The sequence below is a fragment of the Shigella sp. FC1661 genome (genome assembly GCF_001712525.1).
In the GTDB taxonomy this organism is placed as follows: Bacteria; Pseudomonadota; Gammaproteobacteria; order Enterobacterales; family Enterobacteriaceae; genus Escherichia; species Escherichia coli.
In genome coordinates, this window is the sequence record NZ_MDGW01000018.1 from 1 (window position 1) to 13,450 (window position 13,450).

General features: G+C 51.3%; 12 protein-coding genes and 5 pseudogenes. 11 read left to right on the plus strand and 6 right to left on the minus strand.

Features of this window, described 5'->3' with window-relative positions:
- A partial coding sequence (locus BFF42_RS01405; protein ID WP_005083954.1) for an IS3 family transposase occupies positions 1-123 on the minus strand: 123 nt, incomplete at its 3' end.
- A pseudogene (locus BFF42_RS01410) lies at positions 104-1,107 on the minus strand (Rpn family recombination-promoting nuclease/putative transposase). The gene BFF42_RS01405 and the pseudogene BFF42_RS01410, both read right to left, overlap by 20 nt.
- Before the next feature lie 466 nt (positions 1,108-1,573).
- Between BFF42_RS01410 and mdtM the strand changes: the two are divergent.
- From mdtM to BFF42_RS01445, 7 genes and pseudogenes are all read left to right on the plus strand, one after another.
- On the plus strand, positions 1,574-2,806 hold the full coding sequence (gene mdtM, locus BFF42_RS01415) for a multidrug efflux MFS transporter MdtM (protein WP_001137006.1): 1,233 nt from the start codon (positions 1,574-1,576) through the stop codon (positions 2,804-2,806).
- Between the two features lie 40 nt (positions 2,807-2,846).
- Positions 2,847-4,127: pseudogene (locus BFF42_RS01420) on the plus strand (DUF445 domain-containing protein).
- Between the two features lie 115 nt (positions 4,128-4,242).
- A pseudogene (locus tag BFF42_RS01425) lies at positions 4,243-5,395 on the plus strand (double-cubane-cluster-containing anaerobic reductase).
- Positions 5,396-5,404: 9 nt separating this feature from the next.
- Entirely contained in the window at positions 5,405-6,172 is a 768-nt protein-coding gene (gene yjiL, locus BFF42_RS01430) for a putative 2-hydroxyacyl-CoA dehydratase activator YjiL (protein WP_000222495.1), read from the plus strand.
- Positions 6,169-6,426 (plus strand): putative Se/S carrier protein, encoded by a 258-nt coding sequence (locus tag BFF42_RS01435; protein ID WP_000657676.1) that lies wholly within the window; start codon positions 6,169-6,171, stop codon positions 6,424-6,426. Before yjiL ends, BFF42_RS01435 begins: the two co-directional genes overlap by 4 nt.
- Positions 6,380-7,351 (plus strand): SdiA-regulated domain-containing protein, encoded by a 972-nt coding sequence (locus tag BFF42_RS01440; RefSeq protein WP_000253424.1) that lies wholly within the window; start codon positions 6,380-6,382, stop codon positions 7,349-7,351. Before BFF42_RS01435 ends, BFF42_RS01440 begins: the two co-directional genes overlap by 47 nt.
- Positions 7,352-7,418: 67 nt before the next feature.
- The gene (locus BFF42_RS01445) at positions 7,419-8,597 is read left to right on the plus strand and encodes an MFS transporter (protein ID WP_001141186.1); all 1,179 of its coding nucleotides are present in this window, start codon (positions 7,419-7,421) and stop codon (positions 8,595-8,597) included.
- Between the two features lie 12 nt (positions 8,598-8,609).
- Here BFF42_RS01445 and kptA read toward each other — a convergent pair whose 3' ends face one another.
- A complete protein-coding gene (gene kptA, locus BFF42_RS01450) occupies positions 8,610-9,164 on the minus strand; it encodes an RNA 2'-phosphotransferase (protein ID WP_004988466.1) in 555 nt (184 codons plus the stop codon).
- Between the two features lie 249 nt (positions 9,165-9,413).
- Between kptA and BFF42_RS01455 the strand changes: the two genes are divergently transcribed.
- The 4 genes and pseudogenes from BFF42_RS01455 to hypT all read left to right on the plus strand — a co-directional run bounded on the left by BFF42_RS01455 (position 9,414) and on the right by hypT (position 12,652).
- Positions 9,414-10,097 (plus strand): nucleoside recognition domain-containing protein, encoded by a 684-nt coding sequence (locus BFF42_RS01455; protein WP_001295597.1) that lies wholly within the window; start codon positions 9,414-9,416, stop codon positions 10,095-10,097.
- Positions 10,094-10,491, plus strand: a pseudogene (locus BFF42_RS01460) (YjiG family protein). Before BFF42_RS01455 ends, BFF42_RS01460 begins: the two are co-directional and overlap by 4 nt.
- 12 nt (positions 10,492-10,503) lie before the next feature.
- Positions 10,504-11,676 carry a beta-aspartyl-peptidase gene (gene iadA / locus BFF42_RS01465; RefSeq protein ID WP_039059768.1) on the plus strand — a complete coding sequence of 391 codons (1,173 nt, stop codon included), beginning with the start codon at positions 10,504-10,506 and terminating at the stop codon, positions 11,674-11,676.
- A gap of 64 nt (positions 11,677-11,740) precedes the next feature.
- On the plus strand, positions 11,741-12,652 hold the full coding sequence (hypT, locus tag BFF42_RS01470; protein ID WP_000340766.1) for a hypochlorite stress DNA-binding transcriptional regulator HypT: 912 nt from the start codon (positions 11,741-11,743) through the stop codon (positions 12,650-12,652).
- On the opposite strand, the gene iraD is transcribed toward hypT, so the two are convergent.
- From iraD to BFF42_RS01485, 3 genes and pseudogenes are all read right to left on the minus strand, one after another.
- The gene (gene iraD, locus BFF42_RS01475; protein WP_000986206.1) at positions 12,645-13,037 is read right to left on the minus strand and encodes an anti-adapter protein IraD; all 393 of its coding nucleotides are present in this window, start codon (positions 13,035-13,037) and stop codon (positions 12,645-12,647) included. The genes hypT and iraD overlap by 8 nt on opposite strands.
- Entirely contained in the window at positions 13,034-13,123 is a 90-nt protein-coding gene (locus tag BFF42_RS01480) for a hypothetical protein (protein ID WP_133298156.1), read from the minus strand. The genes iraD and BFF42_RS01480 overlap by 4 nt, the downstream gene beginning before the upstream one ends.
- Before the next feature lies 1 nt (position 13,124).
- Positions 13,125-13,450, minus strand: a pseudogene (locus tag BFF42_RS01485) (IS1-like element IS1B family transposase); the annotation flags it as partial.

Consider the following 13,450-nt stretch of genomic DNA (forward strand, 5'->3'; position numbering starts at 1 on the left):
TCTTGTCATTGTGGAAAGGCCAACATCCATAGCTTTGGCGGCATCTGCCACCGTGTATTTCTGGTCAACAACCAGTTGAGCGGATTCGCGTTTAAACTCTGCGCTAAAATTTCTTTTTTTCATTGGAGCACCTGTGTTGTTCTGAGGTGAGCATATCACCTCTGTTCAGGTGGCCAAATTCAGTGTGCCACTTCAGATCTAATGCCTGCATTTGCTCTGCCGAAAGTCCGGTATATCGTTGTATCCATTCAGGATCGGCCCCATTCTGCAACAACAATCGGAGGAGGCTCCGTTCCCCTTCTACTTTCCCTTCTTTCCTCCCCCTCTCCCTTCCCAACAGCCATCCATCATTATGAATTCGCTCTGCAATTGTCATTATTCGCTCCCTGTGGTGTGGCATTCGCCTGGTAAGTTCGCTGATAAACGCCTTAAAACGCGCTTCATCGCCAGTCAGTAAAATGTAATTTAACAGCGCAGTTATCTGGCTGTCATTAGCACACTCTGTAACCAGTAATACTACCAGTTGGTCAATAAGCCCCATCAAATCGCGCTGGCGAATATGCTTTTGGATCAACTCCAACAGGGCGACTCTGCGATGCTGCACAATCTCGTCGTCTGGCACGACAGTGACATCCACCAGCGGGAACGCTGCGCTATAAAGTTTCCGTGCGGTAGTCGGGGCGGCAAATTCGTCCAGCCAGCACAGGGACCAGGGGTAAGGACTACGGCTACCGTGATAAAACAGCATCGGGATAACCAGCGGTAGCGGCCGGCGTTTATCATGCTCGATATGGCGCTGCATCACCGCCATGGAATATCGCATCAGGCGAAATGCCATATGAATATCCTCGCGGCTCTGATGTTCAATCACTACGTAAATATAACCATCACCTTCACGGGTCTTTACCGACCACAGAATATCGGAGTGTAGCACCCGCAATTTTTCATCGACAAAGCTGGCGGATTCCAGTTTTAAGCTGTCGAGATCGCACAGTTCACGTAAATCTTTGGGTATGTGGATCTCCATAAAATCCCGCGCGTGTCAGGGTGAGTGAGAAAGGATTTAAATAATGCGTCATGTGGCGTGCTGGTCGTGAAGTTTGTCATGGCGATCCGTCACCTGTAGATAAGATGGCCCGACTTTAGCGACTAACAAAACCATTCTCACCCGGCAATTTCTCGTTCCCCGAGGTGCTTTCCAGGCGTCTGCAAACGATACATTTTTCCGGAAACAGGCTCGCGTTTTACATTTCCTGTACCCGGCAGATATTCCCCTTTCCACCGCGCTCTTTTGATTAACCGCAAATTTTAATTACACTTAAGGTGTATATTTTCTATGCAACCCATCAATTAAAGAGGTGTAATGTGCTGATGACTATTTGTAATCGTTATACATTCTGACCTGGAGTCAGAAGGTATTTCTCTGTCTGTGTGTTCACAGGCAGTGTGGTTGATTACATGAAATTCAGTACATTTGCAGTCTCGTTGCCCTTCTCGCCTGCCTTTCGTCATTACCGACGGTATTGAATTTCGTTTTCCCCGTTGGGGTTCTCCGAACAAGGAGTTGTTTGTTATGCCACGTTTTTTTGCCCGCCATGCCGCCACGCTGTTTTTCCCGATGGCGTTGATTTTGTATGACTTTGCCGCGTACCTGTCGACGGATCTGATCCAGCCGGGGATCATTAATGTGGTCCGTGATTTTAATGCCGATGTCAGTCTGGCCCCGGCAGCCGTCAGTCTCTATCTCGCGGGCGGTATGGCGTTACAGTGGCTGCTGGGGCCGCTTTCCGACAGGATTGGCCGCAGGCCGGTGCTGATTACCGGGGCGCTAATATTTACCCTTGCCTGCGCTGCGACAATGTTCACAACGTCTATGACACAGTTTCTTATCGCGCGTGCAATTCAGGGCACCAGTATCTGTTTTATTGCCACCGTTGGTTATGTCACGGTGCAGGAGGCGTTCGGCCAGACAAAAGGGATCAAGTTGATGGCGATTATCACCTCCATCGTACTGATTGCGCCGATTATTGGCCCGCTTTCCGGCGCAGCTCTGATGCACTTTGTGCACTGGAAAGTCCTTTTTGCCATCATTGCAGTTATGGGTTTTATCTCATTTGTTGGCTTACTGCTGGCGATGCCAGAGACGGTGAAGCGCGGCGCGGTTCCATTTAGCGCCAAAAGCGTCTTTCGCGATTTTCGTAATGTCTTTTGCAATCGGCTGTTCCTCTTTGGCGCAGCAACCATCTCTTTAAGCTATATCCCAATGATGAGTTGGGTGGCTGTCTCGCCGGTGATCCTGATCGACGCGGGCAGCTTAACAACTTCGCAGTTCGCCTGGACACAGGTTCCGGTGTTCGGCGCGGTGATTGTCGCGAATGCCATCGTGGCGCGTTTCGTTAAAGATCCGACCGAACCGCGCTTTATCTGGCGTGCTGTACCCATTCAACTGGTCGGCCTCGCGCTGTTGATTATCGGCAATCTGCTGTCACCGCACGTCTGGCTGTGGTCGGTGCTGGGCACCAGTTTGTATGCTTTCGGGATTGGTTTGATCTTCCCGACCTTATTCCGCTTTACGCTTTTTTCCAATAACTTACCGAAAGGGACCGTCTCCGCATCGCTGAATATGGTGATCCTGATGGTGATGTCTGTCTCGGTCGAAATCGGCCGCTGGCTGTGGTTTAACGGCGGTCGCTTGCCGTTTCATCTGTTAGCCGTCGTGGCGGGCGTTATCGTCGTTTTCACCCTGGCAGGATTGCTTAATCGCGTGCGCCAACATCAGGCTGCCGAGCTGGCGGAGGAGCGGTGATTTTTGCGCGATCCTGCCGTCAGGCTCTATTCTTAACGTTATGAATAAACTCATTGAACTCAGACGCGCCAAAATGTTGGCGCTCTCTTTACTGCTTATCGCCGCTGCTACCTTTGTCGTTACGCTGTTTTTGCCGCCCAATTTTTGGGTGAGCGGCGTGAAGGCGATTGCTGAAGCGGCGATGGTCGGCGCGCTGGCGGACTGGTTTGCGGTGGTGGCGCTGTTTCGCCGCGTGCCGATTCCGATCATTTCTCGTCATACGGCGATTATCCCGCGTAATAAAGACCGGATTGGCGAAAATCTCGGTCAGTTCGTGTAGGAAAAATTTCTCGATACCCAGTCGCTGGTGGCATTGATTCGACGTCACGAACCGGCGTTGTTGATTGGCAACTGGTTTAGTCAGCCGGAGAACGCCCGCCGCGTTGGTCAGCATCTGTTGCAGATCATGAGCGGTTTTCTTGAACTGACCGATGATGCGCGTATTCAGCGCCTGCTTAAGCGCGCGGTCCATCGGGCGATTGATAAGGTCGATCTTTCCGGAACCAGTGCGTTGATGCTGGAGAGTATGACCAAAAACGATCGTCATCAGGTGCTGCTCGATACGCTGATCGCACAGTTGATCGCCCTTCTCCAGCGCGATAAATCGCGCAAGTTTATTGCCCAGCAAATTGTTCGCTGGCTGGAGAGCGAGCATCCGCTGAAAGCCAAAATTTTGCCTACTGAATGGCTGGGCGAACATAGCGCGGAGTTGGTTTCTGACGCGGTGAATTCTTTGCTTGATGATATCAGCCGCGATCGTGCGCATCAGATCCGTCATGCGTTTGATCGCGCCACTTTTGCCCTGATCGACAAGCTGAAAAACGATCCGGAAATGGCAGCGCGAGCCGATGCCGTAAAAAGTTATCTGAAAGAAGATGAAGCTTTTAACCGCTATCTCAGTGAATTGTGGGGGGATTTACGGGAATGGCTGAAAGCGGATATCAACAGTGAAGATTCTCGTGTGAAAGAACGTATCGCGCGGGCGGGTCAATGGTTTGGCGAAACGTTAATTGCCGATGATGCCTTGCGGGCATCGTTAAATGGTCACCTGGAACAAGCCGCGCACCGCGTCGCGCCTGAGTTTTCCGCATTCCTGACGCGCCACATCAGCGATACAGTAAAAAGCTGGGATGCTCGGGATATGTCGCGGCAAATCGAGTTAAATATCGGCAAAGATCTGCAGTTTATCCGTGTCAACGGTACGCTGGTTGGCGGTTGTATTGGGCTAATTTTATATTTGTTGTCGCAGCTCCCGGCCTTGTTCCCCCTCAGCAATTTTTAGAAATCCATGAAAAACTAAGTGGCTAACCGCGAGAGAGATCAAATAAACCACACTAAAAGAATGGTAATAATGTGGCCTCTTTTCATTATCTCCCGTGGTACGGGGAAGGAAAATCATGTCACTTATCACCGATCTACCCGCCATTTTCGATCAGTTCTCTGAAGCTCGCCAGAAAGGCTTTCTCACCGTCATGGATCTCAAGGAGCGCGGCATTCCGCTGGTTGGCACTTACTGCACCTTTATGCCGCAAGAGATCCCGATGGCAGCCGGTGCGGTTGTGGTTTCGCTCTGTTCTACCTCTGATGAAACCATTGAAGAAGCGGAGAAAGATCTGCCGCGCAACCTCTGCCCGCTGATTAAAAGCAGCTACGGCTTCGGCAAAACCGATAAATGCCCCTACTTCTACTTTTCGGATCTGGTGGTCGGTGAAACCACCTGCGACGGCAAAAAGAAAATGTATGAATACATGGCGGAGTTTAAGCCCGTTCATGTGATGCAGTTGCCGAACAGCGTTAAGGACGATACCTCGCGTGCGTTATGGAAAGCCGAGATGCTGCGCTTGCAAAAAACGGTAGAAGAACGTTTTGGGCACGAGATTAGCGAAGATGCTCTGCGCGATGCCATTGCGCTGAAAAACCGCGAACGTCGCGCACTGGCCAATTTTTATCATCTTGGGCAGTTAAATCCTCCGGCGCTTAGCGGCAGCGACATTCTGAAAGTGGTCTACGGCGCAACCTTCCGGTTCGATAAAGAGGCGTTGATCAATGAACTGGATGCAATGACCGCCCGCGTTCGTCAGCAGTGGGAAGAAGGCCAGCGACTGGACCCGCGTCCACGCATTTTAATCACCGGCTGCCGATTGGCGGCGCAGCAAAAAAAAGTGGTGCGGGCGATTGAAGAGAATGGCGGCTGGGTTGTCGGTTATGAAAACTGCACTGGGGCGAAAGCGACCGAGCTAATGCGTGGCGGAAACGGGCGATGTCTACGACGCGCTGGCGGATAAATATCTGGCGATTGGCTGCTCCTGTGTTTCGCCGAACGATCAGCGCCTGCAAATGCTCAGCCAGATGGTGGAAGAATATCAGGTCGATGGCGTAGTTGATGTGATTTTGCAGGCGTGCCATACCTACGCGGTGGAATCGCTGGCGATTAAACGTCATGTGCGTCAGCAGCACAACATTCCTTATATCGCTATTGAAACAGACTACTCCACCTCAGATGTCGGGCAGCTCAGTACCCGTGTCGCGGCCTTTATTGAGATGCTGTAAGGAGTGGCAGTGACATATTCGATTGGCATTGATTCTGGTTCTACCGCCACCAAAGGGATCTTACTGGCAGACGGCGTGATTACGCGCCGTTTCCTCGTTCCAACACCCTTTCGTCCGGCAACAGCAATTACTGAAGCCTGGGAAACTCTGCGCGAAGGGTTAGAGACAACGCCGTTTCTGACGCTCACCGGCTATGGACGGCAACTGGTGGATTTTGCCGATAAACAAGTGACGGAAATCTCCTGTCACGGGCTGGGCGCACGGTTTCTTGCGCCAGCAACGCGCGCGGTAATCGACATCGGTGGTCAGGACAGCAAAGTGATTCAGCTTGATGATGACGGTAACCTGTGCGATTTCCTGATGAATGACAAATGCGCGGCGGGCACCGGGCGTTTCCTGGAAGTGATCTCGCGCACGCTTGGCACCAGCGTCGAGCAACTCGACAGCATTACCGAAAATGTCACGCCGCATGCCATCACGAGTATGTGCACAGTGTTTGCCGAATCAGAAGTGATCAGCCTGCGCTCAGCGGGCGTCGCGCCAGAAGCGATTCTCGCCGGAGTGATTAACGCGATGGCGCGGAGGAGTGCCAATTTCATTGCTCGTCTCTCCTGTGAAGCGCCGATTCTGTTTACTGGTGGCGTTAGTCATTGCCAGACGTTTGCCCGGATGCTGGAATCTCACCTGGGAATGCCGGTAAATACCCATCCTGATGCGCAATTTGCTGGCGCAATTGGCGCGGCGGTAATTGGTCAACGAGTGAGGACACGCCGATGAAAGAGTTTTTATTTTTATTTCACTCCACAGTCGGCGTCATACAAACCCGCAAAGCGTTGCAGGCAGCGGGCATGACTTTTCGCGTCAGCGATATTCCCCGTGATTTACGCGGCGGCTGCGGGTTATGCATTTGGCTGACCTGTCCCCCCGGCGAGGAAATACAATGGGTGATCCCTGGGCTGACTGAGTCAATTTATTGCCAGCAGGATGGTGTCTGGCGCTGCATTGCACATTACCGGGTTTCTCCGCGTTAAGGATTCATTAAGGTCGCTACGTATACTTCTCGATATCTTATTGATTTGCCTTAAAGGGATTACCGTGACAAAAAGTATTTCGTTAAGTAAACGCATCTCCGTTATTGTGATTCTTTTTGCCATTGTGGCAGTGTGTACTTTCTTCGTGCAATCTTGCGCCCGTAAAAGCAATCATGCAGCATCATTTCAGAATTACCACGCCACCATTGACGGCAAAGAAATTGCAGGCATAACGAATAATATCTCTTCGCTGACCTGGTCGGCACAAAGCAATACTCTTTTTAGCACTATCAACAAACCTGCCGCCATTGTTGAAATGACCACCAATGGTGATTTTATCCGCACAATTCTTCTGGATTTTGTTAAGGATCTCGAGACGATCGAATACATTGGCGATAATCAGTTTGTCATTAGCGATGAGCGCGATTACGCCATTTATGTGATTTCACTGACCCCAAACTCGGAAGTAAAAATCCTCAAAAAAATAAAAATCCCGCTGCAAGACTCCCCAACCAATTGCGGTTTTGAAGGGTTGGCTTATTCTCGCCAGGATCACACTTTCTGGTTTTTTAAAGAGAAAAATCCGATTGAGGTCTACAAAGTTAACGGGCTGTTAAGTAGCAATGAATTACACATCAGCAAAGACGAGGCACTACAACGGCAATTTACTTTAGATGATGTGTCCGGCGCAGAATTTAACCAGCAAAAAAATACGCTTCTGGTGCTGTCTCATGAATCTCGCGCACTCCAGGAAGTAACCCTGGTTGGCGAGGTTATCGGTGAAATATCACTAACCAAAGGTAGTCGAGGTTTGTCGCATAACATCAAACAGGCCGAAGGGATTGCGATGGATGCCTCTGGTAATATTTATATCGTTAGCGAACCAAATCGTTTTTATCGCTTTACCCCTAAATCATCGCATTAACAGGCTGGCATATTTCACCTTTTTGTTATTAACTTGTTAACAACAAAAATGACATACAAGGTTAAACATGCCTTCGTCCTCGCATCCCGTAGAACGCTTTTCTTTCAGCACCGCGCTTTTCGGGATGCTGGTTCTGACCCTAGGTATGGGATTAGGTCGCTTCCTTTATACGCCTATGTTGCCCGTCATTATGGCGGAAGGGGCGTTTTCATTTAGCCAGCTCTCGTGGATTGCCAGCGGCAACTATGCGGGGTATCTGGCTGGCAGTCTGCTATTTTCGTTTGGCGCATTTCACCAGCCGTCGCGCCTACGCCCATTTCTGTTGGTTTCTGCCCTGGCGAGCGGGTTGTTGATCCTCGCAATGGCATGGTTGCCGCCATTTATTCTGGTGTTATTGATTCGCTTCCTGGCGGGTGTCGCCAGCGCCGGTATGCTGATTTTTGGTTCGACGCTGATTATGCAGCACACGCGCCATCCTTTTGTGCTGGCAGCTTTGTTTTCTGGCGTTGGCATTGGCATTGCACTGGGCAACGAATATGTTCTGGCAGGCCTGCATTTTGCCTTCTCCTCGCAAACGTTATGGCAAGGCGCCGGGGCGCTTTCTGGCATGATGCTGATTGCACTTACGCTTTTAATGCCCTCGAAAAAACACGCCATCGCACCAATGCCATTGGCAAAAACGGAGCAACAGATAATGAGCTGGTGGTTACTGGCTATTCTGTACGGCCTTGCGGGATTTGGTTATATCATCGTCGCGACTTACCTGCCGCTCATGGCGAAAGATGCAGGCTCACCATTGTTAACCGCCCATCTCTGGACGTTAGTCGGCTTATCAATTGTGCCAGGCTGCTTTGGCTGGCTATGGGCAGCAAAACGTTGGGGGGCTTTGCCTTGCCTGACGGCGAATTTGCTGGTGCAGGCTATCAGTGTGCTGCTTACTCTCGCCAGCGACTCTCCTCTCTTGCTTATCATTAGTAGTATCGGTTTTGGCGGTACCTTTATGGGCACGACATCTCTGGTGATGACTATCGCCCGCCAACTGAGCGTTCCGGGAAATCTCAATCTTTTAGGCTTTGTGACGCTCATTTACGGCATTGGACAAATCCTCGGCCCGGCGCTGACCAGTATGCTCGGCAATGGAACATCGGCGCTTGCCGGCGCCACTCTCTGCGGCGCGGCGGCGTTGTTTATTGCTGCGCTTATCAGCACAGTACAATTATTTAAGCTGCAAGTGGTCACTTCATGAGGAGTGTTTCCCTTACCACTCAAGAAATTCGACCGCAACCGTTGATGTCAGCCAGACTCCGTTTTCCGCTTGCCAGAAAGGAATGCCTCGTTTCGCCATTTCCTGTGCTTTGACGGTTAAGACAACCGGCGATCCGTGTCTTGCTCCCACTTTGCGTGCCGTTGCTTCATCAGCAGAGAGATGCACGTAATGACGATCCCCTGCAATCAGCCCCTGTTTTTTTATCTCGTCAAGGAAACGGCTTGCCGTACCGTGGTAGAGAAACTGTGGCGGTGTTTTTTCGGCAAAGGAAATAGCGACCTGCGAAGTCGAATGCCCCTGAACCGCGCGGATGCACCTACCATCACTGGAATAACTAAAACGCTTTTTATCGCTGGTTGCGACCACGGTATCCAGCAATGCACGGGTTAATCGCTTGCCCGCTTTTTGGGCACAAAGTATGAGCTTATCGATATCCGCCCATCCTTCACGGTCCAGTACGATACCAATCGCCTCCGGTTTGTGTCGGAGGACAAAACTTAAAAACTTGCTCGTATCCGCCAGCTCTTTTTCGTTGTGCTTTGCCATCTCGTTTTCGTCCCTGGATTTTCTGTTTTTATTTACCAATGTCATTGTCACTGGGTTTATGAATTTTCTGCAACTCAATCCTGCGCAGAACCTTTTCCACACAGCGTAATGTTTCCCCTATGCAAAAAACGCATAGCCAGAAACATACTTGCATTTTCCCCATACCCACATGGCTGATAAGGTTTTTCAGTTCCAGGAATTTTCCTGGCTCAAGCAACACACAAACACAAAAAAACAATGGGGATTGTTATGACACAACAAGGGGATGCTGTAGCCGGGGAGCTGGCGACAGAAAAAGTGGGCATTAAAGGGTATCTGGCTTTTTTTCTCACCATAATCTTTTTTTCCGGTGTTTTTTCCGGAACAGACAGCTGGTGGCGCGTTTTTGATTTTTCCGTTCTGAACGGATCGTTTGGGCAACTGCCTGGTGCGAACGGAGCCACCACCTCATTTCGCGGCGCGGGTGGTGCGGGGGCTAAAGATGGCTTTCTCTTTGCGCTGGAGCTGGCACCGTCAGTCATTCTCTCTCTGGGGATTATTTCAATTACCGATGGTCTTGGTGGATTACGCGCCGCGCAGCAGTTAATGACACCTGTGCTAAAACCGTTGTTGGGCATTCCAGGGATCTGCTCGCTGGCGCTGATCGCTAACTTGCAAAACACTGATGCCGCCGCCGGTATGACCAAAGAGCTGGCGCAGGAAGGTGAAATTACCGAACGCGATAAAGTGATTTTCGCCGCATATCAAACCAGCGGTAGCGCCATCATCACCAACTACTTCTCTTCCGGCGTCGCGGTGTTCGCCTTTCTGGGCACGTCCGTAATCGTACCTTTAGCCGTCATCCTGGTGTTTAAATTTGTCGGAGCCAACATTTTGCGCGTCTGGCTTAACTTCGAAGAACGTCGCAACCCAACGCAAGGAGCGCAAGCATGACAACTCAGGTCCGCAAAAACGTCATGGATATGTTTATCGATGGCGCGCGCCGTGGCTTTACTATCGCCACGACCAACCTGCTGCCAAACGTGGTGATGGCGTTTGTCATCATTCAGGCGCTGAAAATTACCGGCCTGCTCGACTGGGTGGGGCATATCTGTGAACCCGTAATGGCGCAGTCGGTGTTGCCGCCAGTCTGGCAACCGCTGGCGCATTAACCGGTCACGATGTCACCGTTTTACTGCCCGCGATGTATTTAATGGGCAACCCGGTGCAAAATGTCGGTCGCTGCCTGGGGACAGCCGAAGTGAATGCCAAATATTACCCGCATATCATTACGGTCTGCGTGATTAACGCATTGCTGTCGATCTGGGTTATGCAGCTTATTGTTTAACAAGGAGTTACCATGATTGATTATACCGCAGCCGGTTTTACCCTGCTGCAGGGAGCGCATTTGTATGCACCGGAAGATCGGGGAATTTGCGATGTCCTCGTCGCTAACGGCAAAATTATCGCCGTTGCCAGCAATATCCCTTCTGACATTGTACCGAACTGCACGGTTGTCGATCTCAGTGGGCAGATCCTCTGCCCAGGTTTTATTGATCAACACGTCCATTTGATTGGCGGTGGCGGCGAAGCAGGTCCCACGACGCGCACGCCGGAAGTGGCGCTAAGTCGCCTGACGGAAGCGGGCGTCACGTCAGTGGTTGGTCTGCTGGGCACCGACTCTATCTCTCGCCACCCGGAATCCCTGCTCGCCAAGACCCGTGCGCTCAATGAAGAAGGCATCAGCGCCTGGATGCTGACCGGCGCTTATCATGTCCCTTCCCGCACTATTACGGGTTCCGTGGAAAAAGACGTGGCGATTATCGATCGTGTGATTGGCGTGAAATGCGCCATCTCTGATCACCGTTCTGCCGCACCGGACGTTTATCACCTGGCTAATATGGCGGCAGAATCCCGCGTTGGCGGTTTGCTCGGCAGTAAACCTGGCGTCACCGTGTTCCACATGGGCGACAGTAAAAAGGCGTTACAGCCTATTTATGACCTGCTGGAAAACTGCGATGTGCCGATCAGCAAGCTGCTGCCGACCCACGTTAACCGCAACGTACCGTTGTTTGAGCAGGCGCTGGAGTTCGCGCGCAAAGGCGGCACCATCGATATCACCAGCAGCATTGACGAACCGGTCGCCCCTGCCGAAGGTATTGCCCGCGCCGTTCAGGCGGGTATTCCGCTGGCACGCGTCACCCTCAGCTCCGACGGCAACGGTAGCCAGCCGTTCTTCGATGACGAAGGGAATTTAACCCATATCGGTGTTGCAGGTTTTGAAACGTTGCTGGAAACCGTGCAGGTGCTGGTCAAAGACTATGATTTCAGTATCAGCGATGCCCTGCGCCCGCTCACCAGTAGCGTAGCCGGTTTCCTTAACCTGAGCGGGAAAGGCGAAATTCTGCTTGGCAATGACGCAGACTTACTAGTCATGACGCCAGAATTGCGCATTGAGCAGGTATATGCTCGCGGCAAACTGATGGTCAAAGACGGCAAAGCCTGCGTGAAAGGAACGTTTGAAACGGCTTAAACGGTTGTCAGCCGCCCTAATGGACGTAGAATGCCCGCAAGGGCGGCTGACAGAGTAAAACGTAATGGATGACTGTGGTGCGGTTTTGCATAATATTGAAACCAAATGGCTTTATGATTTTCTGACCCTGGAAAAATGCCGCAATTTTTCCCAGGCGGCAGTCAGTCGTAACGTCTCGCAACCGGCATTCAGCCGCCGCATCCGCGCGCTGGAACAGGCGATTGGCGTTGAATTGTTTAACCGCCAGGTGACGCCGCTGCAACTCTCAGAACAAGGGAAAATCTTCCATTCGCAGATCCGCCATCTGTTGCAACAGTTAGAAAGTAACCTTGCAGAGCTGCGTGGCGGCAGCGATTACGCGCAACGTAAAATCAAGATAGCCGCTGCACACTCTCTTTCCCTCGGTCTGTTACCGTCCATTATCAGCCAGATGCCGCCGCTCTTTACCTGGGCGATTGAAGCTATTGATGTCGATGAAGCAGTCGATAAACTGCGTGAAGGGCAAAGTGACTGTATTTTTTCCTTTCACGACGAAGATTTGCTGGAAGCACCGTTTGACCACATTCGCTTATTTGAATCTCAATTGTTCCCCGTTTGCGCCAGTGACGAATACGGAGAAGCAATTTTTAACCTCGCGCAGCCACACTTTCCGTTACTGAATTACAGCCGCAACTCCTATATGGGGCGATTGATTAATCGCACCCTGACGCGCCACAGCGAGTTAAGTTTCAGCACCTTTTTTGTCTCTTCGATGAGCGAGCTATTAAAGCAGGTTGCCCTCGACGGCTGTGGGATTGCCTGGCTGCCGGAGTATGCCATCCAACAAGAAATTCGCAGCGGGCAACTCGTTGTGCTGAATCGGGACGAACTGGTGATCCCGATTCAGGCCTACGCATACCGTATGAATACCCGCATGAATCCAGTTGCCGAACGCTTCTGGCGTGAACTGCGCGAGCTGGAGATTGTGCTTAGCTGACATTCTCAAGCGTCGCACTGCGCCAACCGCCATTATCCCAGACCAGATCAAACGTTAGCGGTTCATCGTCGTGGTACAGCATTATCTCAAGGCTGATCGCCAGAGTGTGGCAGTACGCTTCTTTCAAATTAACCTGCAACGCCGCAATCCGTGGCTCATGAAATAACAGTGCAGAACGCAGCTGACGGCAATACCAGCTCTGGAGATGTTTGTCGCTCGGGTTATGCACTTGCCACTCGGGCATGCCTGAAACAAGTAATGACGGTAATGCCGAATGAGGAGAATTAAAAAGAGTGAGGAGATCGCTGCATACCGATTTACGCAGCAATGACGTTTTATTGCCTGAAATTTCAGGTAAAACAGCCTGAAGTGATTGGCGCATCATTTTGCGCACTCCTGACGTTTAGCAACATATGCGGCTTGCCCTGAACACCGGGCACCACTGTATTGATGCTCAGGTAATGACTCCAACTTATTGATAGTGTTTTATGTTCAGATAATGCCCGATGACTTTGTCATGCAGCTCCACCGATTTTGAGAACGACAGCGACTTCCGTCCCAGCCGTGCCAGGTGCTGCCTCAGATTCAGGTTATGCCGCTCAATTCGCTGCGTATATCGCTTGCTGATTACGTGCAGCTTTCCCTTCAGGCGGGATTCATACAGTGGCCAGCCATCCGTCATCCATATCACCACGTCAAAGGGTGACAGCAAGCTCATAAGACGCCCCAGCGTCGCCATAGTGCGTTCACCGAATACGTGCGCAACAACCGTCTTCCGGAGCCTGTCATACGCGTAAA